This window comes from Coprococcus sp. AF16-22 (assembly GCF_003461545.1).
Taxonomy (GTDB): domain Bacteria; phylum Bacillota; class Clostridia; order Lachnospirales; family Lachnospiraceae; genus Coprococcus; species Coprococcus aceti.
On sequence record NZ_QTXH01000013.1, the window covers coordinates 1 to 23,408 of the forward strand.

21 protein-coding genes are annotated in these 23,408 nt (G+C 43.8%); 2 read left to right on the top strand and 19 right to left on the bottom strand.

The annotated features are described in order from the left end of the window. The 11 genes from DWW60_RS11800 to DWW60_RS11850 form a co-directional block, all read right to left on the bottom strand. On the bottom strand, window positions 1-200 hold a 200-nt coding region (locus DWW60_RS11800; RefSeq protein ID WP_147341859.1), incomplete at its 3' end, for a hypothetical protein. A 145-nt stretch (window positions 201-345) separates the two neighbouring features. Further along, a complete protein-coding gene (locus tag DWW60_RS11805) occupies window positions 346-2,856 on the bottom strand; it encodes an Ig-like domain-containing protein (RefSeq protein ID WP_117875436.1) in 2,511 nt (836 codons plus the stop codon). A 79-nt stretch (window positions 2,857-2,935) separates the two neighbouring features. Then, on the bottom strand, window positions 2,936-3,664 hold the full coding sequence (locus DWW60_RS11810; RefSeq protein ID WP_117550346.1) for a response regulator transcription factor: 729 nt from the start codon (window positions 3,662-3,664) through the stop codon (window positions 2,936-2,938). After that, a complete protein-coding gene (locus DWW60_RS11815) occupies window positions 3,654-4,766 on the bottom strand; it encodes a sensor histidine kinase (protein ID WP_330416307.1) in 1,113 nt (370 codons plus the stop codon). Before DWW60_RS11815 ends, DWW60_RS11810 begins: the two co-directional genes overlap by 11 nt. 165 nt (window positions 4,767-4,931) lie before the next feature. Then, on the bottom strand, window positions 4,932-5,372 hold the full coding sequence (sufU, locus tag DWW60_RS11820; protein ID WP_004851759.1) for a Fe-S cluster assembly sulfur transfer protein SufU: 441 nt from the start codon (window positions 5,370-5,372) through the stop codon (window positions 4,932-4,934). Beyond that, complete coding sequence (locus DWW60_RS11825; protein WP_117550342.1) at window positions 5,362-6,579, bottom strand: aminotransferase class V-fold PLP-dependent enzyme; 1,218 nt, start codon at window positions 6,577-6,579, stop codon at window positions 5,362-5,364. The genes sufU and DWW60_RS11825 overlap by 11 nt, the downstream gene beginning before the upstream one ends. Then, the gene (locus DWW60_RS11830) at window positions 6,560-7,627 is read right to left on the bottom strand and encodes a SufB/SufD family protein (protein WP_117875437.1); all 1,068 of its coding nucleotides are present in this window, start codon (window positions 7,625-7,627) and stop codon (window positions 6,560-6,562) included. Before DWW60_RS11830 ends, DWW60_RS11825 begins: the two co-directional genes overlap by 20 nt. Before the next feature lie 14 nt (window positions 7,628-7,641). Then, on the bottom strand, window positions 7,642-9,048 hold the full coding sequence (gene sufB / locus DWW60_RS11835; RefSeq protein ID WP_117875438.1) for a Fe-S cluster assembly protein SufB: 1,407 nt from the start codon (window positions 9,046-9,048) through the stop codon (window positions 7,642-7,644). Window positions 9,049-9,051: 3 nt separating this feature from the next. Continuing rightward, window positions 9,052-9,801 carry a Fe-S cluster assembly ATPase SufC gene (sufC, locus tag DWW60_RS11840; protein ID WP_004851768.1) on the bottom strand — a complete coding sequence of 250 codons (750 nt, stop codon included), beginning with the start codon at window positions 9,799-9,801 and terminating at the stop codon, window positions 9,052-9,054. Between the two features lie 109 nt (window positions 9,802-9,910). Further along, a complete protein-coding gene (locus DWW60_RS11845; protein ID WP_015534709.1) occupies window positions 9,911-10,321 on the bottom strand; it encodes an RrF2 family transcriptional regulator in 411 nt (136 codons plus the stop codon). A 254-nt stretch (window positions 10,322-10,575) separates the two neighbouring features. Then, on the bottom strand, window positions 10,576-11,439 hold the full coding sequence (locus DWW60_RS11850; protein ID WP_117875439.1) for a DegV family protein: 864 nt from the start codon (window positions 11,437-11,439) through the stop codon (window positions 10,576-10,578). A gap of 223 nt (window positions 11,440-11,662) precedes the next feature. Here DWW60_RS11850 and DWW60_RS11855 point away from each other — a divergent pair, with 223 nt between their 5' ends. Beyond that, window positions 11,663-12,049: a hypothetical protein gene (locus tag DWW60_RS11855; protein WP_147341860.1), complete on the top strand. Its 387-nt coding sequence runs from the start codon at window positions 11,663-11,665 to the stop codon at window positions 12,047-12,049. Window positions 12,050-12,092: 43 nt separating this feature from the next. After that, entirely contained in the window at window positions 12,093-12,497 is a 405-nt protein-coding gene (locus DWW60_RS11860) for a hypothetical protein (protein ID WP_158565911.1), read from the top strand. A 70-nt stretch (window positions 12,498-12,567) separates the two neighbouring features. Here the strand turns inward: DWW60_RS11860 and DWW60_RS11865 are convergent, their stop codons facing one another. The 8 genes from DWW60_RS11865 to DWW60_RS11900 all read right to left on the bottom strand — a co-directional run bounded on the left by DWW60_RS11865 (window position 12,568) and on the right by DWW60_RS11900 (window position 23,192). After that, window positions 12,568-14,541: a GGDEF domain-containing protein gene (locus DWW60_RS11865; RefSeq protein ID WP_243002956.1), complete on the bottom strand. Its 1,974-nt coding sequence runs from the start codon at window positions 14,539-14,541 to the stop codon at window positions 12,568-12,570. A 38-nt stretch (window positions 14,542-14,579) separates the two neighbouring features. After that, window positions 14,580-15,527, bottom strand: a complete 948-nt coding sequence (locus tag DWW60_RS11870; protein WP_022216165.1) for a type I phosphomannose isomerase catalytic subunit — start codon at window positions 15,525-15,527, stop codon at window positions 14,580-14,582. A gap of 578 nt (window positions 15,528-16,105) precedes the next feature. Next, window positions 16,106-17,131, bottom strand: a complete 1,026-nt coding sequence (locus tag DWW60_RS11875) for a glycoside hydrolase family 130 protein (RefSeq protein WP_022216164.1) — start codon at window positions 17,129-17,131, stop codon at window positions 16,106-16,108. A gap of 129 nt (window positions 17,132-17,260) precedes the next feature. Beyond that, on the bottom strand, window positions 17,261-18,439 hold the full coding sequence (locus DWW60_RS11880) for a glycoside hydrolase family 130 protein (RefSeq protein ID WP_015534705.1): 1,179 nt from the start codon (window positions 18,437-18,439) through the stop codon (window positions 17,261-17,263). A 41-nt stretch (window positions 18,440-18,480) separates the two neighbouring features. Continuing rightward, window positions 18,481-19,656, bottom strand: coding sequence for an AGE family epimerase/isomerase (locus DWW60_RS11885; protein ID WP_117875443.1), 1,176 nt, complete (start codon window positions 19,654-19,656; stop codon window positions 18,481-18,483). Between the two features lie 24 nt (window positions 19,657-19,680). Then, on the bottom strand, window positions 19,681-20,565 hold the full coding sequence (locus DWW60_RS11890; protein ID WP_022216162.1) for a carbohydrate ABC transporter permease: 885 nt from the start codon (window positions 20,563-20,565) through the stop codon (window positions 19,681-19,683). Between the two features lies 1 nt (window position 20,566). Beyond that, a complete protein-coding gene (locus DWW60_RS11895; RefSeq protein WP_117875444.1) occupies window positions 20,567-21,598 on the bottom strand; it encodes a carbohydrate ABC transporter permease in 1,032 nt (343 codons plus the stop codon). Window positions 21,599-21,746: 148 nt separating this feature from the next. After that, entirely contained in the window at window positions 21,747-23,192 is a 1,446-nt protein-coding gene (locus tag DWW60_RS11900) for an ABC transporter substrate-binding protein (protein WP_117875445.1), read from the bottom strand. Window positions 23,193-23,408 lie beyond the last annotated feature (216 nt).

Sequence of the window (23,408 nt, forward strand, 5' to 3'; positions counted from 1 at the left end):
TTGCCTGAAGTCGTATTTGTCTTCAGTGTAAATGTTTTCCCCGCCTTGAGTGTAAGAGTATTACTTGGAAGATTCTTCACCGCGATACTCTTGACGGTTGATGTGGCCGCCGCATTTGCCGGAATGCTGACACCTGTAAATGTCAATGCAAATGCAAGGATCACCGCAACGACCGCCATAAACCTGTTACTTCTTTTCATAAAGTTCCTCCTTTTTCCTTAAAACATAACCTTCCCTTTTTAATACACCATATCATATGGTATAAATTATATACTATGCTTGTCAATCTCGCACATGCTATTGAGCATTATTCATACCCACATAAAAAGACGTACGGGTATCCTCTTAATTTCCAGGATACTCTGTGGTTATATATACCATACTGCTGTTTCGTGTAACATTAATATAGTAGACTTTTCCTGCTTCACAGTTATATGACATATAGAAATCGTGGTCATTTCCTGTGCTGATATGCTCCTGCTTGTCATCATCATTAATTGTAAGCACTTCTCCATCTGCATCATAAAGATGTCCATATGGATTATTACTCGATCCAGAGCTTGAATAGATATAGTATGCTGCCGTCATCTTTGGAACAAATCTATAGTATGTTCCCACTGATGCATTTATAGAGGTTCTATCACCAATCTCCTCATAGTCTGTCTTAATATCTGCTACAACATATGAAGTCTTGCTGTTTATCGTTGCGGTTATAGTTCCGGCTAAAGCAACCCCGCGACCTGTAAGTCTGTAAGTACCAGGCGCCAGATAAACGTATGCACCAGCTCCAACGCTGTTGCCATCCTCGTCATACCATGTGCCGATATTCTCTATATTATATCCGTTATCCTTTGATCTAACGGATATCTTTTTTACATCCGACGAATAATTTCTTCCCGAAATGTTTCCGGTAAACCGCTGTGAATATATGTATGTTGTGTCCGAACCCGAATATATAGCTATATCATATGTCCCAGGAACAATATCTACAGAATACGATCCATCTCTTTTTACATCAGAATAACAGTAATATGTATACTCTGTGGATTTGTCCCTATTCGTAAATATAATATATGCATTTGACAATACTTCTCCTGCCACATCCCTGATATATCCCGATACTGTAATTCCCTGTGCAACATTTATCACACAGTCTACAGTTGTGCTGACTCCGGCATTATCGGAATCCGTTATCCTGACTTTTATATTATAAGTACCAGCCTTATTGATGTAACCCTCCAATTTACCATTACTATAAATATCAAGACCATAAGTATTGCCAACTATATCATAGATATAATTTCCTGAGCCACCAGCTACAGAATTTATATCAGCAGCTACATGCACAGCCGCTCCACTTTCACCACGAGTGCGATAATACCTTGGGCTGTAATAAGCTGATATCACGGAGCTGTTGTATACACACCATGTTACGATAGTTGTCATTGTATTACCATACTCATCAACTGCTGTAATTGTCGTGACTGATGTGCCAGACTTGGTTATTTTCCCTGTGAAAGTAATACAGTTGGAACGCATTCCACCTATTGTATACCTCATTCCAGCCGGAACGTCCTTTACAGAAACCTTGAGGTAGCCACTGCCAGATAAATTAACGTCTGTATTCACATTCGCATTCTGCTCAATTGCTCTGGCTTCATAATATGTCTTATTATACTTTCCGTCAGAATAATATGTCTCCACCTTACCGGTTCCTGTTCCTGTAAGTCCACTTACGTACACACATATTCTGTCCGAAGATGAAAGCCTGTTCTCCTTGTTAAACCTGATCGTGTATTTTTTATTGTCTCCTGTAGACACACTTTCAATCGGAATGCTCTTGTTGTATATGCCGCCATTTAATGTGGTCTTTACTTTAACAGCAAAATTTGATGCTGTCAGCTTCTGTGCAGATGACAATGTAACATTTATTGTCTGCCTGTTATCCACCTGCGCCGAAGCAATCTTCACAGCATTTAGAACTGTCAGCTTATATTTTACTGTCTTTTTTGTTCCGTCTGTAGTTGTTGCTGTAATCACTGTGGTTCCAGCGCCAACAGCCACAACGAGTCCGGATGAACTTACCATAGCGACCTTATCATTCGAAGACTTCCAGGTACACTTCTTGTTTGTTGCATCTGCCGGTGCAATGACTGGGTTTAACTGTTCTGTTTTTCCCACATACATCTTACCGCTGCCCTTTTTGAACTTTATAGAAGTTACATACGCCTTGACTGATACCTTACAACTTGCCTTCTTGCCGGAACCATCTGCAGCTACTGCTGTGATGACTGCTGAACCGCCTCCGGCTGCTGTTATCCGTCCTCTGGAATTAACCTTAGCAACCTTTATATTGCTGCTCTTCCATACGACCTTCTTATTGCTTGCCTTGCTTGTTCCAACAGAAGCCTTTACCACAGCACTTTTTCCTTTTACCAGCGTCAGCTTGCTTTTAGTAAGCTTTACACTCGTGACAGGCTGTCCTGCAGTTACCGTAATAACCTTCTTTACCTTAGGATCAGCCTTCAGCGACATTGTAATCTTAGCTGTCCCATTTTTTACATTTCCTGCTTTGATCACTCCCGCAGTTGTCACGGTTGCTATCCTTCTGTTGCTGGTTACGAATTTCAGCTCTTTCGCCGCCACATTTGTCTTAAGAGCAAATGACTTTCCCGCCTTGAGCGTAAGTGTGCCGGCTGGCAGATTGCTCACAGTGATGCTCTTTACAACCGTGTTTTTTGCCGTAGCCGCCGTTGTAGCTGCCAGCGCAGTTCCCGGAACATTCATACCTGAAAATATCAGTGCAAATGCAAGAATGACCGCCACAGCCTTCATGATTTTTCTGTACCCTTTCATAACACTCCTCCTGATTTAATAAAAAATCCGCTATACTTCATAAAATCAGTATAGCGGACTTTATTTTATTAATCTACAATCAAATACTATCAATGAGTTTTTCGCTGTCATCACACATCCTGTATCCCACGCCCAGCTCATTGATGATAAAACTCTTCTTGCCCGGCTTCACTCCGAACTTCTTTCTTATATTCGCCATATTTACCTGAAGTCTCTTGGTGCTTCCCATGTCATTGTAGCCCCATACCTCTTTTACGATGAAACTGTATGTAAGCATCTTGCCCGGATGTCTGGACAGAAGATCGACTATGTTGTACTCAGTCTGAGTCAGCTTGATCTCCTCATCCCCTATGAACACTCGTCTGGCTTCGTAGTCTATGAGCAAATCCCCAGTCTGGAATTTCCCTGTCGGCAGTTCACTGTCATGCGCTTGGTAAAGCACTGTGCGGAGCGCAGATCTGACCCTGGCAACCAGCTCCTCAGAGCCAAACGGCTTGGTCACATAATCATTTGCCCCCAGGTTGAGCGCCTCCACCTTATCCTTCTCATCAGATCTCGCCGAGAGCACTATGACCGGCGTGAAATCCGTCTTTCTTATCTCCGTGAGAAATGCTATTCCATCCTTATCTGGAAGTCCCAGATCAAGTATCACTATGTCAGGTCTGTGGGACGCATACATCATAAGACCGCTTCCGCAGGATGTGGCTATGATCGTCTGATAGCCATTTGCCTGCATTAAAGTATCCAGCAGATTATTGATATTCTGCTCATCTTCTATTATCAGGACTTTATATTTGTTATTGCTCATCCGTAACCTCCTCTATCTTCAATGTAAATCTGAATACTGCACCGCCTTCCACGGAATTGTATGCGCTTATATCTCCGCCATGTGCTTTTATGATGGTCGCACATACCGACAGACCTATTCCGGCATTCTTTCTCTGCCTGCAGTCCGCGGACACCTCATTGGAGCTGTCTCCTAAAAGACTGCCATCAAACAGGTGTTTCAACCTATCCTCCGGTATTCCATCGCCATCATCCTGGATCTCAAACACAACCCTGTCGCCATCGCATTTCACATTCAATGCCAGATTCTTCATTCCCTTCGCATGCTGTACTGCATTCTCGAGGATATTTATGATAACCTGTTCTATGAGAATGGCATCCATCGGTATGATGACCAGCTCATCGGGCAGATTGACTTCCACCTCCTGATCAGGATATCTCTTTGCAAATTTGATGAGCACAGAATCTATAAGTTCATCCAGTGCTATGGGCGTCTTTATAAGTTTGATATCACCATCCAGTCTGGTGATGGACAACAGATTCTCAACCATACGGTAAAGCCACTGGGAGTCCTGTTGTATTCCCCTGAGCATCTTCTCCCTCTGTTCATCCGTGAACTCCCTTCCGTTCTCTATGAGGGCCGAGCTCGCACCATATATAGTTGTGAGCGGAGTCCTGAAATCGTGGGATACCGCCCTGAGCAGGTTCGCTCTCATTTTCTCCATCTCACTCTCTTTCTTGAGCATTTCCTGATACTTTATCTTGCTTGTAAATCCACAGGTGATAAACGCTATGGCTATCATGATTATCGCCGATGTGATATTTTCAGGTATAAGGAAATCTATCTTGAAATACGGAAATGTAAATGCAAAATTCACTATTATCACACTGACTATAGATGCCAGTATTCCATATACATACCCGTCAGTAAACACCGATATCAAAAATACCGAAAACACCATAACGGCCGGTATCAATATGTCTGTAGTAAATGTTGTCTTTATTATCAGACACAGTCCAACCCCTATGGCTATCACAACCAGCATCAACAGCACATTTTTTATAACATCCTTACATTTACACTCCGTATTATTTATGCTTTTTTGTATATTTATTTTTTTCATATGTATCAATCCCTTTGGATTATTTTAAAGAAAGCGCCACCAGTACACCTCATGTCACAAACGACATAGATCTTACCAGCGGCGCCCGCTTTCACACATTCAAGTGAAGTATATCATGCCTATAGTTAAGATGCAGATAAAGAATATATCATAAGGAATCCACCCTTATGATATATTCTTCAACGCTTCCTCAAGGGTGTGCCATCCGAGGACCGCACACTTTACTCTGGCCGGCATATGCGCTATATCCTTAAGCGCAGACGCCTCCTCAAGCTGGTCTATCTCCTCATCTGTCGCCTCTCCCTGTATCATCTTCAGAAAGAGCTGCCCAAGCTTCAAGGCCTCCTCCTTGGTCTTTCCTATGATCATTCCAAGCATTATATCTGCCGACGCCTGGGATATAGCACATCCGTCTCCCACGAATGATCCATCCTCGATGACTCCGTTCTCAACCTTCAGTTTAAGCCAGATGTCATCACCACAGTTGGGATTTACACCCTCCAGCACAACATTTGCTGCAGGAAGATCATATTTGAATTCAGGTCTCATATTGTGCTCTGTAAGGATCTCATTATAAAAATTCCTGTTTTGAATATTATTCTGCATATCCCATTCTCCTTCTCACATTTGCGACACTCTCCACAAATGCATCTACCTCTTCATCTGTATTGTAGAACATAAAACTTGCCCTTGTCGTGTTGTACACGCCAAGGTGTACAAGCAGTGGCTGTGCGCAGTGATGTCCAGCCCTCACATCTATTCCATCCGCAGCCATGATCTCGCTGACATCATGCGGATGTACATTGTCTATGGTGAACGCCACTATTCCGGTGTGGTTCTCCGGCTTATCTGAACCGATGACATGCACATGAGGAAGCTTTGCAAGTCCCTCCATGGCACGGGTCGTGAGCTCCAGCTCTCTCTTTTCTATATAGTCAAATCCAACCTCTTTGATGTAGCCTATAGCAGCCGCAAGTCCCGCAGCTCCTGCCGCATTGACTGTACCAGCCTCAAACTTGTGAGGCAATTCCGCATATACCGCACCATCTCTTGAAACCGAATCTATCATCTCTCCACCTGACATAAATGGAGGCATCGCGTCAAGCAGTTCCTGTCTTCCGTATAACACTCCTATTCCCATAGGTCCCATCAGCTTGTGGCCTGAAAATGCAAAGAAATCAGCGCCAAGCTCATGCACATCTATAGCCATATGCGGTGTACTCTGTGCGCCATCGACAACGACAACCGCGCCAAAGCTGTGCGCCCTGTCAGCCATCTTTCTGACCGGATTCACACATCCGAGGACATTTGACACATGTCCGACAGCAAGCAGCTTTGTGTGCTCGTTGATTCCCGCATTGATGGTCTCGTCAGTCAGCGTTCCATCCTTCTCGCAGTCGAGATATCTGAGAGTTGCACCTGTGACTCTGGCCGCCATCTGCCATGGAAGCATGTTGCTGTGGTGCTCCATGATCGTAACTGCTATCTCGTCACCAGCCTTAAGGTTATTCAGCGCGTAGCTGTATGCCACAAGGTTAAGGCTCTCTGTGGTATTCCTGGTGAAGATTATCTCCTTCTCAGAGTCAGCGTGAATGAAGTCCCTGACTACCTTTCTGGCACTCTCATACTTCTCTGTCGCCTCAAGGCTGAGCGGATAGAATCCTCTGAGTGGATTCGCATTGCTCTTCTCATAGAACTCTCTCTCAGCGTCTATGACCACCTGTGGCTTCTGCGCTGTGGCCGCATTGTCTATATAAGCTGTGTCATTGTTTCTCAACAGAGGAAAATCCTCTCTATAATTCCTGTCTGTCATATTCCATTACCTCCGCAAGCTGCTTCTCCACCAGCTTCTCTGTGTTCTCGTCCTGGATCTTGCGGTAGAGGACCTCCATCTTGCCCTTGGTCATCATGTCCTCGGCTGTCTCCATATCGATTCCCCTTGACGCGAAGTAGAATAAAGTATCCTCGTCAAGCTCACCGATGGTCGCTCCATGTGATCCCTCCACATTTTCCTCTGCACAGAGGATAAGCGGTATAGTCTTGTTCACCACATCATCGCCGAGCAGCAGTACATTCTCAGTCTCAGCGCCCTTCGAATCCGATGAACCTGTCTTGAAATCTATCGAACCTCTGAATATCTTCTCCGCAGCATCCTTAAGTGTTCCATCCACCTGTATGTTGCAGTTGGTCTTCTTGCCTATATGGTTAACCACAAGGTTGATATCTATGACCTGCTTCTTCTGGCCAAGGTAACCTATATCCATGTTGGTTGAAGCACGCTTACCAATGAGCTCAGTTCTCACGCCGTTGTACAGATTGCCCTTGCCGATAAATATCTGAAGCACATCTAGCTGCCCATTCTCCGCACACTCACTTCCCACGTCGTTGAGTATGGTCGTGTTCTCATCCTGCATAAATATCTGTACAAGACGTATGTGTGCGTCCTTCTCTATATTAAAACGCGTACGGAATGCCAGACTGCCGCCCTCCGCATTCTCGCCAAATGTCTCTATGACTGTCATGTCTGAGCCTGCATCTGCCTGCACGTAAGCATAACCGCTGCTGCCATTTGCCCTGGTTCCATTTATCAGCACGTGCACTGTCTGACCTTTATTGGTCTCGTCCGCAACGAGTACACTTCCTGCTGCCTGCTGTGCGAAGAGTACGTCCGCATCTCTTCCTGCACCAGTCTCTATTCCATCGAAATCAGAAGCCTGCTTATCAGCTTCCTTGCCGCCATCTATCTTCACACTGCATCCCGCCATGTCCGGATTCCAGTTAAGTGCTGTGTCGTTCATGCGAAGCCAGTACCATGTCTTTGCCGGGAGCTTGTTGATCTTCATCTCGTTATTGTTCTCCATGTCACCGCACCTCCTTAACCTATGCTGCCCTTCATCTCAAGACGGATGAGGTTGTTCATCTCAAGAGCATACTCAAGCGGCAGCTCCTTCGATACATTGTCTGCAAATCCACTGACGATACATGCTCTCGCGTCTTCTTCACTCATTCCTCTGGACATCAGGTAGAACACAGCCTCGTCACTGATGCTTCCTATCTGTGCCTCATGTCCCACATTTACCTTCTTGGTTCTAATATCCATGGCCGGTATGGTGTCCGAACGTGATAGCGAATCAAGCATAAGTGACTGGCAGGAAACTGCTGCCTTGGAGTCCTCAGCCTCCTTTGTCACTACAACTGATGAACGGAATGTGCTTATACCCCCGTCCTTGGAGATAGACTTTGTGTTGATATATGAGCTTGTGTCAGGTGCCGCATGAACTACCTTCGCTCCTGTGTCAAGGTTCTGTCCCTTACCGGCAAATGTAACTCCGGTGAACTCCATCCTGGCGCCCTTGCCCTTGAGCACGCTCATCGGGTAAAGGTATGACACATGTGATCCAAATGAACCCGATACCCACTCGATGGTTCCACCCTCTTCAACTCGAGCTCTCTTGGTGTTCAGGTTGTACATGTTCTTGGACCAGTTCTCTATGGTTGAATATCTGAGCTTTGCGTTCTTGCCGACAAACAACTCCACACAGCCTGCGTGAAGGTTCGCCACATTGTACTTCGGTGCTGAACAGCCCTCTATAAAGTGGAGGTCTGCTCCCTCATCTACTATGATGAGTGTGTGCTCAAACTGACCCGCGCCCGCTGCATTAAGTCTGAAGTATGACTGAAGTGGGATCTCAACCTTTACTCCAGGTGGCACATATACAAATGAACCGCCTGACCACACAGCTCCGTGAAGTGCTGCAAATTTGTGATCATGAGGGGTGACAAGCTTCATGAAATGCTTCTGCACCATGTCTGCATACTCACCTGTGAGTGCACTCTCCATATCAGTGTACACAACGCCCATGTCCGCAACCTCCTGACGGACATTGTGATATACGAGCTCTGAGTCGTACTGTGCACCAACTCCCGCAAGGGATTTTCTCTCAGCCTGAGGGATTCCAAGTCTCTCAAATGTATCCTTGATATCCTCAGGAACTTCATCCCAGCTGCCCTTCATCTTGGTATTTGGTCTTACGTAAGTAACTATATTGTCAATATCCAGACCCTCGATGGATGGCCCCCAGTCAGGCACCTGCATATTGTTGTATATCTGTAAAGACTCAAGTCTGAAATTCTGCATCCATGCCGGATCATGTTTCTCCTTTGAAAGCTGCTCAACTATCTCAGGTGTGAGACCAGCTTTAAGCTTATAGGCATCTTTGTCGTCATACTTGAAGTCATATATATTTCTGTCTATGTCCTCTACATATGTCTTTTCCTTCATCTTCTATATCCTTTCATACTCTGCAAATCCAGACTCGTTGATTTTGTCCACAAGTGATGCGTCACCAGTCTCTATGATCTTACCCTCAACCATGACATGTGTGTAGTCAACGGTGAGCGACTCAAGGATCTTGGTGCTGTGTGTAATGATCAGCAGACTTCCCTTGCAGTTCTTCTGGTATTCCTCGATACCTGCTGATACTGTACGGACTGCATCAACGTCAAGTCCTGAATCTGTCTCGTCAAGGATTGCCAGTGATGGCTTGAGCATCAGAAGCTGAAGTATCTCTGCCTTCTTCTTCTCACCACCTGAAAATCCCACATTCAGGTCTCTCTCCGCATATGAAGGATCCATCTGAAGGATCTCCATGGTTCTCTCAAGCTCCTTCTTGAAATCCCAGAGACGGATTCTCTTGCCGGTCTTCTGCTCAAGGGCATTTCTTATAAATGAGCTGAGTGTCACACCAGGCACCTCTAGAGGATTCTGGAATGAGAGGAATATTCCTGCCTTTGCACGCTCATTGACAGCCTCTTCTGTGATGTTCTTACCATCAAACCATATCTCGCCCTCTCTGACTGTATATCTAGGATTGCCCATAAGTGCATATCCAAGGGTTGACTTTCCGGTTCCATTAGGTCCCATAAGTACATGTGTCTCACCCTTGCCGATCTCCAGGTTCACACCGTGAAGGATCTGTTTATCCTCAACATCAACATGTAAATTCTTAACTTCCAATAATTTTTTATCTGACATCAGTCTGCCTCCTTTTATACCAAGCCCGACAATTGCTTTATCACTTCTATATCCGGCGATTCAATTGTCCCGCTTTAATTATCTTTTTGCTTGTATCAAATCACTCTGCTCATTCCACATTTCTGGCTATATCCGCCAATGTCTTACCCTGGAAATAATCCTGTATCAACTCCGCCAGTCCCTGCCATATCGGCAAAGTGTAGCACTGTCCGGATCTGTCACAGGTCATTGCGCTGTTCTTCATGCATGCCACCGGAGCAAGTCCACCTTCCGTGAGTTCAAGTATCTCCCAAAGCGTATATTCCTCAGGAGCCTTTTTGAGTCTGTAGCCTCCGCCATGTCCGCTGGCTGCCTCTATCAGATTTGCCTTGGACAGCATGCGCATTATACTCTCCAGATACTTCTGGGACAGTTCCTCTTTCTGAACTATTTCTTTTAACGGAATGAATCTGCCGTCGTGATTTATGGCAAGGTCTGCCATGACCCTCAGGGCATATTCTCCCTTTGAAGAAATCACCATATCTGTAAATCCTCCTTACATATGAGTGTGATCACATTCCAGCCGCAAATACACGGTCATTCCAGTCATCACCCTCATCCGCCATTTTTTGGCGTAATAAGTCAATATCTGACTCGCAAAAATAGGATATTCCCATTTACCTACTATGTCAATAGGTTAATACACAAAAAATAATAGAAGGTGCGGCAGCCTTCCATTATTTTTCATTATTTTGTCTATTTCAAGCATTTTATATAATTTATCCGTGCAGCAGTCTACTCATGATATGTTATTATCATCCCGTCTTTTCCCATATAATAGCTGCACAGCCCGCTTGCAGGTACGACGCTCACATCCGTGTCGAGCCATTCAGCCTTGATAAGATGCCCCAGCTTTTCTGCTCCCTCCTCATTCATACAGTGGCTTATGACCAGCTCTCCCCCTGCAAATCCCGTCTCCCGGAGAGTATCTATCAGCTTATCATATGTCTTCTTCATACCTCTGAATTTGTGTCTGAGTTCAATTCGTCCACCAGGTGATGCCACACCTATTGCGGATATATTGAATCTATGAGCCGCATAACCCACAAGCTTATTTAATCTGCCCGCCTTTATCAGGTTGTCCAGACTCCCCAAGGCAAACATCACCTGCGTCTCCCTCACTGCTTTGTCAGCAACGCTTACTATTGTATCGAATGAATCCCCATCCTCAATCCCTTCACATATTGCATGCAACAGATGTTCAGGGAATACTCCCGCACCACATGTATTTATAACCGCGATATTCCTGTCCGGGTTCTTCTCAAGCGCCATATGCCTTGCAGCTATGGCACTGTTGTAGCTGCCGGACAGCGCAGACGACAATGTAAATGCAAGCACATTGCCAGCATCCCCCCACGCCTCAAGCCACGCATGCGGCGAAGGGCAGCTCGTTCTGCCGCCCTCGCAGCTTCTGTCAATATGTTCGAGCATATCCCCTGTATCCATATCATCCCCATCCATGTAATCCATATCATCCACCGATATTGTAAACGGAACCACTTCATGATCTATATCTGCATCCTCCGGCACGAGCAGGCCACACCCCGAATCCGTCACCAGCTTCCAGCCATCAAATAATCTTTCTTCTTTTTTCTTCATCTCAGCTATACCTCCAAATCATCGCATATCCATCTGAAAGTATTATGAGAAATATTTCCCACTTCTATACACCACGTATAATCCCTATATTTTTACCCCCCGTTTTTCCACTCTGAGTGGCAAAATTCGCTTTGTTAGCGCTTTTGCCAAAATCTATTGACACGCCTCCTTCCATGGCATAAAGTAGGCCTACCGGCCGGGAATTTTTATAAGGAGGGAAACTTTGACACACACTATGCCAAGTCCTGATTCAGCATTGAAGGACTTCTTTAAAGATAACGAAACATTTGCTGCTCTGTTCAACGGATTCTTTTTCAGCAACGAACATATCATTAAGGCAGATGAACTGGAACGTGACGATTCTGCATATGCAGGAACAATAAAAATTCAAAATGATAAACGCAGATATAAAGTAGAAAAAATAAACAAGTATAGAGATAACATACGTAGGGCAAAGCTAGGTTATCTTGTTATACTGGGTATTGAAGATCAATCCAAAGTTCATTATTCTATGCCAGTTAGAAAAATGTTATACGATGCATTGGGATATAGTTCTGAGCTTTCAGCAATAGGTAACACCGATAGTTACTGCTGTATTCTACACAGGTGAAGATCCATGGGATGGCCCAAACTCACTGCACGAGATGATGGATATGGATGATAAAATATCTCCATTCGTACCTGATTACCCATTACATGTTATTGACATAGGACACGATGAGGATTTATCATTTGATAACAAAGCACTTGATGAATTAAGACTCGTGTTACATTCTATATATTCATATACAGCAGATATAGACTCATCCATTGTTGATAATTCAACATTGGCTTTAGCCGGAATCTTATCCGGCGATGCAAATCTTTATTATACTGCTGTTGACTCGAAGGGAGGAGAACAACCATTGTGTAGAGCTTTAGCAGAAAGAGACGAAAGACTATTAGCGGCTGAACGCGAAAAAACAGATGCATTGATTGCCGAAAAAGACTCCGAGATCGCCAGTTTAAAAGCCGAGATTGCCGCCCTGAAGGCTAAAAACAACCAGAAAAATAACTAGAAACAAAAAAGGTATGATCAAGCTGCACTCAACGCAACCTGATCATACCTTTTATTTATTATATAAATTATCAATTCTTAACCTTAACAACGTCCTTCTTTCTGTACTTCTTCACCTCATACAGCTTCTCATCTGCCATAGTCATGGCATTCTGAAGACCTTTCTTGTTATATTCTACGATCTGACAGTTTCCAAGCGATACACTCACTTTATAAGGCTTATCACAGTGCTCATTAAACTTCTCAAATGAACTGTATACTTCCTCAGCAAATGCATCTGCAGCGTCAGAGTCCTTAAGGCCGAGTACAAGACAACAATACTCGTCGCCGCCTATTCTGCCTACGATTCCATTATCGCCTACAGATTTGATCAGAATATCTCCTATGGTTTTAAGAGAGAAATCACCCTCATCATGTCCATATCTGTCATTGATGATCTTGAGACTGTTCATATCAGCGTAGAATACCGTAGCCGTCCTTTTCTGCTCCTCACATTCCTTGAGCAGCTGTAATGATCTGTCAAAGAAACCTCGTCTGTTCATGATTCCTGTAAGGGGATCCTGTTTTGACAGATTGTCAAGCATAATGTTGTTTTTTTGCAGGATCGCCATACTCTCCTCAAGGCGCTTCATGATCTCCTCGTTCGTCTTGAGCAGATTGATCATCTTGACAGCAGCTGAGACCTGGTTTCCAAGAAACTCCCCATTCACCAGAACTCCTTCCGTGAGATCACACAGAAGGACTCCATAGAGTATTTCGTTGGAATACAGCGGCAAGAGTACATATATTCCAGCTCCTTCCACACCGAGGCTCTCAAAATCATAAAGATTTGATGATGACACCTTCTGGTTCACAGTGATCACACTGCTGACCTTCTCTTTAAGATCCTTAGTCTTGAGATACAACTGGTCAGGCAGTTCAAATGGCTCACCGATCAGATGTATTATTGGCTCTTTATATAAGAATATAAATGCATTCTCTATGTCCAACCAGTCCATGGTGCCAAGAATCTCTCCATAACTTCTGTCGTTGCCTCTATCAAAGCTCAAGACCTTCTGGATAAATGTCTTCATCTTGAACTGAGTCTTATTCCGCTCTTCCCACTGCTCTGAGAGCATATGGTTCATTGAGAGATATCCCTCAATGACATTCTTACTACGTTTTCTTGATCCGCCTTTTTTACAGAATGAATCTCTTCTGATAAACTCAGTAGGAAGTATCTTACTCTCAACCTGCTTGCCATCAATGAGCCTGACCATAAGATTTACAGCCTCTGAGCCAAGTTTTCCCGCGTCTGCACGCACAGTCGAGAGCGTCGGATATATCTGTGTAGCCCACTCAATATCATCGTAACCCATGACTGATATATCTCTTCCCGGCAGAATATCCCTCGCCTTAAGTTCTTCATAAAAACCAGATGCACAGGAATCATTCACACAGAACACTCCCTGCATATCCGGATTTCTGTCCAGAATATCTCTGAAAACCTCTTTTGATTCCGATGTAAGATTGCCCTCCACATAAAGTCCCGGATCAAACTCTATTCCATGAGCCTCAAGCACCTCAATGTAGGTTCTCCTTCTCTCCTTTGCATCATAATTGGAGTCCGGACCGCCTATCATGCCTATTCTTGTATAACCAAGTTCCTCGATCATGTAATTGAGTCCTTCTCTTATGCCTGCTCCATTGTCATATCTGACACAAATCTGATCCGGCTCATCTGCAGCCACTATCACGCACGGCATCTGCAGATATCTTTTCATAAATTCGCTGATACGCTCCTTGGTTGCAAAGCAGCCAATACAACTCGATGCAACAATAACGCCGTCCAGATTCTCATTTGTAGCATAGGAAAACAGTGTCTGATACTGATATTCATAATATATATCTGACGTTTCTGGGTATTCCCGGTCAAGAAACTTACCCGGAATAACAACTATATTGACATCAAGCGTCTTTGCTCTCTCTATAACCCCATGACAGAGCAGCCTCGTAAAATCATCCGTGATTCCACCTACCAGAACACCTATCGTCTTTCTCTTCATAACTATCCCCCTTGACATTCTCTTCCAAAGGCAGGATCTTACTTGCTGACTGTGGATGCTACGATCTCCATATTGCCCTCAAACACTGGGTTGCTGTATCCGTTTGGCAGGATAAAGTGATCACCCTTCTTTATAGCGTTTCCATCCACTGTTCCACTTCCCGCAACTACAGACATGATAAGGAATGGCTTGTCGCCCACATTCAGCTCTGCCTTTCCCTCAACATCCAGCTTGTATACTGTGTAATACTTACAGCTTATAAGCTCACAGAGTTCATTTGCCTTATCTGCCTTGACACTTATAACGCTGTCCTCAACCGGCTTTGCAGGAACTGTTATAACATCTATGCTCTGCTTTACGTGAAGATCTCTAGGCTTTCCATTGCTCAGTCTGTCATAATCATAAACTCTGTATGTGATGTCACTGTTCTGCTGTGTCTCAAGAAGTGTAATTCCACCCTTGATCGCGTGTACTGTACCAGGATCTATCTGAATGAAATCCCCCTTCTTAACAGGGATCTCTCTGATAAACTCCTTCCATTTCTTACCTTCGATCATATCACATAATTCTTCCTTTGTCCTTGCATTATGACCGATTACAAGTGTTGAATCTTCCTTGCAGTCAAGAATATACCAGCACTCCATCTTGCCAAATGAACCATTCTCATGTTCTGCTGCGTATGCATCGTCCGGATGCACCTGAATACTCAGATCATCTTTTGCATCGATTATCTTTATAAGCAGTGGGAATCTGACACCGTCTATGCCGCCAAACAGCTCTCTGTGGCTGTCCCATAAGTCGGCAAGCGTCTGACCTGCAAACTCGCCATTTTTCACTGTACAGTTGCCATTCTCATGTGCCGCAACTCCCCAGCACTCGCCTATATCATCGCCCTCAACATCATATCCGTATTCTTCTCTGAGCTTTGTACCGCCCCAGATATTGTGCGTAAACACGGGATTTAAAAAAAGTATTTCCTTGTTCATTGTCATTTTCCTCCTTTTGACGTACGGCAATTGTGTGCATATCCGTACGGTGTACACATCCGACTTGTCTGGCTCGGAACGCTCCCGCTCGTTTCGCCCTGCAGCGGATACTAAGATGCCGCTAACGCGCCATCTAAGTACCGGCGGGCTCAAATGTCCGAACCATGACAATGTCGAATATGTACACCTGTTACTGATTACACCATTCCCCAATTGCCTGTTCTATATAAGACGTTGAAGGAATCATATTTTTACATTGACTATGACTTCTTCACTCGTCATTTCCATGATAATGTATGCCACTGTTATTTTATTGCATCTGTTGCCTTTTTCTATACATCAGAGTCCTTTTCCCGGCTTATTAGATCCAAAATCTGTCATATGATTGCCAAAGCTCTCAGAACCAAATTCAGCCCGGCTTACTGCCAGGCTGTCATAGTCTAAAAGTTTTGGCAATCACCTGCCATTACATTTCTTTTTAGAGGGGCCCCGAAGGCGGCGGGCACCGCCTTGGGAAATGAGAAAAAAATAATACAATTGCCGCGTATGAGTAGGGGCTCATAGCGATCTATAACTAACTATCTTCTACCGATCTCGGTATCAGAAGTTGTTACCACACTGTGTGACTTGATATAATCTACGATCTCATCAAGCTTTGTGAACGCAAGGCCAACATAGCTGTCAGCTGCACCGTAGTAAATGGCGATCTTTCCAGACTCGCTGTCGTGAATAGTAGCACATGGGAAGCATACATTAGGAACAAATCCACGCTCCTCGTACCACTCTTCCGGTGTGAGAAGGAAGTTCTCACACCGATACTTAACGATCGATGGGTTGTCGATATCAAGGATTGCTCCACCGATTGAGTATACATAACCGTTACATGTTCCCGCTACTCCATGGTAGAATAACAGCCATCCTTCAGAAGTCTCAATAGGGGCTGCACCGCCGCCAATCTTGAGTGACTCCCACCACTCGCTGCTCTTGCCCATGACATGTCTGTGCTTACCCCAGTAAACCATATCAGGACTCTCACTTACGAATATATCACCAAATGGTGTGTGTCCACTGTCACTTGGGCGTGACAGCATCACGAAATTACCGTTGATCTTTCTTGGGAAGAGAACTGCATTTCTGTTAAATGGAAGGAATGGGTTCTCGATTCTCACAAATGTCTTGAGATCCTTTGACTTTGCGATGCCTATCGCTGCACCATAGAAATCCTGGCACCAGATTGCATAATATGTATCCTCTACCTTTACAAGTCTTGGATCATATGCGTATATAGGCATGAACTCTTCACCGTTCTCATCAACAAACTTGATCTTCTCCTCGCTGATATTCCAGTGGATAGCATCCTCGCTCTCTCCGAGGTAGATGTATGGAATTCCATTCACCTGCTCACCTCTGAATACTCCAACAAACTTTCCATCAAATGGAACTACTGCACTATTGAATATTCTTGCAACACCCTTTGCCGGATTTCTTCCTATTATAGGATTCTCTGTATATCTCCAGATTGGAGCGTCATGATTGTCATTTGCCGGTCTGTCCTGCCATGGCACGTTTGGCACAGGCTCGCTGAACATTTTTACTTCTGACATAAGTACCTCTTTCTTCCGGCATCTTAGCCGGATTTTTTATTTTATTATCACGTTATATGGTATCTGCACAGGCAAAGGGCATACTAACCAACGTGCTGTTTCATCTGGCAGCCCATATATTATACTTTCTTACTTGTCTGTATTCTTAAGAAACTCCAGGTTCTTCTTGATAAGCTCACATCTCTGTGCTACGCACTCTACACTTCTTCCCGGATCAGATGGTGTGTTGAATACATAATCGATAAGTCTGTCAACTGTTGTTGTTGCAACATGCATTCTTGTATCGCTTGATGCGTAGTAGATGAACACTTCGTTGTTCTCGTTTACGATGGCGCCATTTGTGAATACAACGTTGGATACATCGCCGACTCTCTCCTCACCACGAGGTCCGATGAGCATTCCTGATGGCTCAGCGATAACCTTTGAAGGATCATTGAGGTCTGTTGCAAATGCGTAGAGTACATATCTAAGACCGGCAGCTGTGTTTCTCACACCATGTGCGATGTGGATCCAGCCCTTGTCTGTCTTTATTGGAGGTGCACCTGCACCGTTCTTTGCCTCTGTTATAGTGTGGTACTTACGAAGACTTGTCATCTTCTCCTCGTCTATAACCGCATGCTCTATATCATCACAGAGACCGAATCCTATTCCGCTGCCGCTTCCTGTCTCGATGAAATCATCCATTGGACGTGTATAGAATGCGTACTTGCCATCCACAAATTCAGGGTGAAGTACAACATTTCTCTGCTGTGGGGAACGAAGAGTCTTGAGGTTGTCAAGGCGCTCCCAGTGCTTTAAATCCTTTGTTCTCACGATACCTGCTGCTGCAACTGCTGCTGAGAGGTCATTTACAGTTGTATCCTTGCTCTCTGAACAGAACACACCGTAGATCCATCCATCCTCGTGCTGTGTCAGTCTCATATCATATACATTTGTTTCCTCAGGACATACATCATCCAGAAGGATTGGATAATCCCAGAAACGGAATCCATCGATACCGTTGTCACTCTCAGCTACGCCGAAGAATGACTTTCTGTCATTTCCCTCTATTCTTGCGACAAGATAATACTTGCCGTTCAGGTAGATAGCACCTGAGTTCATGACAGCGTTAACTCCGAGACGCTCAATGAAGTATGGATTTGTCTCAGGGTTTAAGTCATATCTCCATGTGAGAGGTATCATCTCTCTTGTGAGTACAGGGTACTCATATCTGTCATAGATTCCATTATAGAAATCTGTCTTCTTATTCTTTCTCTCAAGAAGCTTGTTCAGTTTGTCAAGCTCTACATAATATTTCTCATTCATCATTTAGGCATTCTCCTTATAATTTGAAAGCAATTGAACGCTATCTACTTGCCGTCAGCGAGTCTGCTCATAATCTCAAGGCACATTCTGCCGTTGTGGTATGGGCACTTCCATGGCTCAACTATAGGACGTCCGACTCTCGGTGTTCCATCTGCATTCAGATCCCAGAACCACTCTGATCCCGGTCTCTTGTCGATAAAATATTCCTTTATGTACTCCCAGACTTTCTCGGCAGCCTCGTAATACTTTTTATCACCCGACTTTTGATAAGCATTTATAAATCCTACTATTGATTCCGCCTGAACCCACCATACTCTTACCGTGTATGGCACGCCCTTTTCACATTCTGTCAGAACTGAATGTCCATCGAAAGCAAGCTCGTATATCTGCTCTGCAAGGATATCTGTTATCTTTGTAATCTTCTCTGTGTACTCTGTCTCTCCAAGCACCTCGGTCGCCCTATCCAGGAGCCATGATGTCTCAATGTCATGTCCGTATGAGTACAGATCGATCAGAGAGTTATAATCCTTATCAAAGAACACTTCCTGTCTCTTAAGCTCCGGATTGTATACCTTATCAGCAAATACATCGAGCAGCCATTTCAGGCGCTCCTTTACCTTGGAATCCTTGGATACCTTATAAAGTTCTGTGTAAGCCTCAAGTGCATGGAGCAGTGTGTTCATTGTTCTCTCTGCGAGAACACCATTCTCAGAAAGCTTATCATTTGACTCTGGCTTGAACTCTCTTGTAAATGCCTCGAGATAGCCACCTTCGTCAGTACATTTCTCTTCTATTGTATGGAAAAGCTGCAGGGCCAGGTCCAAAGCTTCCGAATCGCCGGAAGCTTCGTAATAGGCGGATAAGGCATATATACTAAATGCCTGATTGTAGGTGTGTTTTGTCGTATCTTTGGGTGAACCATCGTAATTCATGGACCAATATATTCCGCCATATTCCCTGTCTATACAATATTCTTTCAGAAATTCATATCCATGAGCAGCCTCATCTAGAAGCTTCGGGTCCTTGAGTGCCTTATACGCACTTGCGAAGAACCAGGTAATTCTACTGTTAAGAATACAACCCTTCTCAGCCTTTTTATCAAGGTTGAGGTCATAATCCATATACCCATAAAATCCGCCGTACTCATCATCCCTCAGGGCCTCCCAGAATGGGATGATAGCATCTATTAATTCTTTTTGAATTTCATTTCTCATATTCATGAACTCTCTTCTTCTAATAAATTATTAACCCTTTACAGCACCCTGTGTAATACCACTGTAGATCTGTTTCTGACAGCAGATGAATACTATAAGTGCCGGTATGATCGATATGATAACACCTGCACATATCAGGTTGTACTGGCTGCCCATAGGTCCTACGAACTTGTAAAGTGAGATAGCCATTGTCTTGATCTCCGGGCTTATGAGGTAAAGGTTTGCAGCGTAGTACTCGTTATAGATTACAACGCCTTTCAGTATACAAGCAGTAACGATAGCCGGCTTGAGAAGTGGAAGTATGATCTTCCAGTAGATGGTCCAGTATGATGCACCATCCACGATAGCTGACTCGTCAAGAGATACTGATATGTTCTCCATAAACTGTATAAAGATGTAGATCGAGATAACATCTGTACCACAGCTCATGATGATGTAACCATATAAGTGATCTATGAATCTCAGATCACCCATGATGTTGTAGACTGTAACCTGCATAGCAACTGCAGGGAGCAATGATGCCACAAGGAAAAGTGTTCTGATAAAGCCGTTTCCCGGGAACTTGAATCTATTAAGCACATATGCAAGCTGTGTTCCTATTACAACTGACACGATAAGTACGCATACCATGACTATTACTGAGTTGAGGAATGCACGTCCCATGTTGGCAGTCGTGAATGCCTTTACAAAGTTGCTGAAGTTCAGAAAGCTTTCAGGAAGTTCCATTACTGAAGTAGCCTTATACTCATCTGTTGTCTTGAAGGCTGTTGTAACACATGATATAAGAGGTACAACCGCACACAGTGAGAAGAATATGAGTACAAAGTACTTGAGGAAACCTCTTACATAATATCCAACGGTTCGTTTTTCTTTTATTGGTGCTATGCCTGGCACATCTGTCTTTCCTCTTGCCATGTTACTTGCCTCCCTTCGCAGAAGCAGTCATCTGCTTCATGTATTTCTTGGTATCTCTCTCCTGTTTCTTGCGAAGCTTCTTTGCCTTATAACTCTCATCATCTGAGCTTGAATCCTTGAAGATGTACTCAAAGAACAGCTTCTGAAGCGCAGCACATATAAGTATGATAAGGAGAAGTACAACGGCCATTGCTGAAGCAAGACCGACCTTCTGGCTTGTATGTGCTATCTTGTTCATGATGATGAAGTAAGTACCTGTTCCGTTTGCACCTGTTGTGATAACGAAAGGCTGCTCGAAAGCACTGAGTGATCCTGTTATTGCTAAAATTACATTTAATGTAACGATTGTCTTGATACTTGGCAGTATGATATATTTAAACTGCTGGAATTTATTTGCACCATCAAGCTCTGCCGCCTCATAAAGTTCTGCATCTACCGACATGATAGCTCCAATGAAGAGAACCATCATCTGTCCAAGGTATCTCCAGACCGAGGTTGAAACCAGTGTCCAGTTGTTGACACTCTGGTCTTTGAGCCAGTATGGAAGGTTGTCTAAGCTAAATCCACACAACTGAAGGATTGAGTCAAACACGAATCCTCTTGTGAAGAAGAATTTGAAAATGAAACCTACAGCGATACCACTGATAAGATAAGGGAAGAAAATAAATCCCTTGAAAAGGTTACCACCTTTTACTTTGAAACTCAGAAGAGTTGCAAGAAAAAGTGCAAGCACTAACTGTACAAGTGCTCCTACGATGTAATACAAACTGAGCTTTAATGCACCGAAACAGTCTTTTCTTGTGAACACATCGATATAATTTTCTAATCCTACGAATTCTCTCTTTTCTACAGGCGTCGTATATTTCATCTTGTAGAAACTAAATTTAACCATCTCTCCGAATGGTATATATGTAAATACTAATAGCAAAAGCAATGGGATAATTGCGAAGGCTGCGCATATTATAACCTGCTGCCCCTTCCTGCTTGACGCCCATTTACCAAAGCCGGATTGTTTTTTGTTAGCCATACTCATTCCACCGCCTTTTTATAATCATGAGCTACACTGCTGGTAGCCTGTCATCAAATACTCGTTTGATGACATTTTTCTCAAAATAAACCGGGGCGGGCAACCCCCGCCCCGGTCTGTAGCTTATTCTTACTTATTTATATTGAAATCTTTATTACTTCTCAGTAACTTCGATTCCTAATGACTCCTGAGCATCCGACCACTTCTGGTTCCACTCAGCCATGATATCGTCGAATGACATGTCGCCGTTTGCAGCATGCTCGATGATGGCCTGGATCTTGTCGTTACCACCATTGCTTACGTTAAGCTCTGACTCTGAGTTGAGCTGGTTGAGGTAATCCTCCTCGCCCTCAAGTGCTGCCTCGTCTGCAACGAAGTCAACACCGTCGAATGAGATCTTTGACTCTGAACCAGGAACAAGTGCAAGTGAATCCTCGTTGTAAGCATATCCTGACTTCTCTGTCATCCACTTAACAAATACAAGAGCTGCCTGTTTCTCATCATCTGAAGCGTTTACGTTGATACCGTAGCAGTAATCTGCACCTGATGAAGCGTACTGCTTACCATTTACTGAGATAGGGAAAGGAATGTATCCTATATCGTCTGCGTTAGGTCCGCCTGCTTCCATCTGTGGGTATGCCCATGAACCAAGTACCATACATCCGATCTCGCCGTTGTTGATCATTCCCTTACATGACTCCCAATCTGTTGTTGAGTAATCATCCTCTGTAAGTCCCTGTGATACTGCATCGTAAAGGATCTTATATACTGCATAAGCATGTGTATCGTCGCCATAGTTCTTGAATGGATCCTTTGTATGGGCTAACTTCTGGTTCTTGTATGTAGCATCGCCTGTTGCTGTGATCGAGATATAATCATCCCAAGCTCCCATTGTCCAGCCTGCTGCATAGTTTGTGTAAAGTGGGATGCACTTTGGATTCTTCTCCTTGATGGCCTTAAGAGCTGCGATGAACTCCTCTGGTGTCTTAGGTAAATCTGTTACACCTGCATCAGCAAATACCTTCTTGTTGTATACGATACCCTGTGTTGTAGCTGCAAGAGGTACACCATATACCTGACCCTGATACAGCCATCTGTTTGAGTAATTTACAAGACTGCTCATTGTATCATAATCGCCAAATGACATGAAATATGTTGAAAGGTCTGCCATGTCAACTGCCGGGATACACATTACTGTCTCGTAGTTTCCTGACTGAAGATGTGTAAGAGCATCTTCTGCATAGTTTGTATCTGTGATAACATCAACCTTGATGTTTGGATACTCCTTGTTGAAGTCCTCAAGATACTGCTTCCAGTTCTTTCCGCCGTAGTCATCTGAGTCCATATCAGTTCTGTTGTTGTAGAACTTGATCTCCGCTGAAAGATCTGTGAAGTCTGTTCCTAACTGGATGTCTGCATATGACTTGATTCCCTCAGCATCAGCTGTTGTGTCATCTGCTGAATCACTTCCTGCTGCCTCTGTGGCAGCCTTTGTTGCCTCTGTTGTGTCCTTGTTATCGCTGTCTGAGCCTCCACAACCTGCAAGTGATGCAGCCATAAGACCAGCCATTGCGATACATGCAATACGCTTTGATTTCATAGTTTTGTCCTCCTTAAAACCTTCTTTGTTTTTAACTTTATATTAAGTATACATTAATTTACTTTTTAGTCATCACTCAATTTTGTTTTTAATCACAGTATTTTGTACTTTTCGTTAATTTTACCATTATCATTATTTTTTTTCAATATCATATAGACATTTTATCTATATATTTTTATCTTTAATTAGCATTTTATTGTTTTTTTAGCTAATTAG

Coding starts and splice junctions, on each gene's coding strand:
- DWW60_RS11805 (WP_117875436.1), bottom strand. CDS start 2,856: ATGAAAGGGTACAGAAAAATCATGAAGGCTGTGGCGGTCATTCTTGCA.
- DWW60_RS11810 (WP_117550346.1), bottom strand. CDS start 3,664: ATGAGCAATAACAAATATAAAGTCCTGATAATAGAAGATGAGCAGAAT.
- DWW60_RS11815 (WP_330416307.1), bottom strand. CDS start 4,766: ATGAAAAAAATAAATATACAAAAAAGCATAAATAATACGGAGTGTAAA.
- sufU (WP_004851759.1), bottom strand. CDS start 5,372: ATGCAGAATAATATTCAAAACAGGAATTTTTATAATGAGATCCTTACA.
- DWW60_RS11825 (WP_117550342.1), bottom strand. CDS start 6,579: ATGACAGACAGGAATTATAGAGAGGATTTTCCTCTGTTGAGAAACAAT.
- DWW60_RS11830 (WP_117875437.1), bottom strand. CDS start 7,627: ATGGAGAACAATAACGAGATGAAGATCAACAAGCTCCCGGCAAAGACA.
- sufB (WP_117875438.1), bottom strand. CDS start 9,048: ATGAAGGAAAAGACATATGTAGAGGACATAGACAGAAATATATATGAC.
- sufC (WP_004851768.1), bottom strand. CDS start 9,801: ATGTCAGATAAAAAATTATTGGAAGTTAAGAATTTACATGTTGATGTT.
- DWW60_RS11845 (WP_015534709.1), bottom strand. CDS start 10,321: ATGGTGATTTCTTCAAAGGGAGAATATGCCCTGAGGGTCATGGCAGAC.
- DWW60_RS11850 (WP_117875439.1), bottom strand. CDS start 11,439: ATGAAGAAAAAAGAAGAAAGATTATTTGATGGCTGGAAGCTGGTGACG.
- DWW60_RS11860 (WP_158565911.1), top strand. CDS start 12,093: ATGGATGATAAAATATCTCCATTCGTACCTGATTACCCATTACATGTT.
- DWW60_RS11865 (WP_243002956.1), bottom strand. CDS start 14,541: ATGAAGAGAAAGACGATAGGTGTTCTGGTAGGTGGAATCACGGATGAT.
- DWW60_RS11870 (WP_022216165.1), bottom strand. CDS start 15,527: ATGAACAAGGAAATACTTTTTTTAAATCCCGTGTTTACGCACAATATC.
- DWW60_RS11875 (WP_022216164.1), bottom strand. CDS start 17,131: ATGTCAGAAGTAAAAATGTTCAGCGAGCCTGTGCCAAACGTGCCATGG.
- DWW60_RS11880 (WP_015534705.1), bottom strand. CDS start 18,439: ATGATGAATGAGAAATATTATGTAGAGCTTGACAAACTGAACAAGCTT.
- DWW60_RS11885 (WP_117875443.1), bottom strand. CDS start 19,656: ATGAATATGAGAAATGAAATTCAAAAAGAATTAATAGATGCTATCATC.
- DWW60_RS11890 (WP_022216162.1), bottom strand. CDS start 20,565: ATGGCAAGAGGAAAGACAGATGTGCCAGGCATAGCACCAATAAAAGAA.
- DWW60_RS11895 (WP_117875444.1), bottom strand. CDS start 21,598: ATGAGTATGGCTAACAAAAAACAATCCGGCTTTGGTAAATGGGCGTCA.
- DWW60_RS11900 (WP_117875445.1), bottom strand. CDS start 23,192: ATGAAATCAAAGCGTATTGCATGTATCGCAATGGCTGGTCTTATGGCT.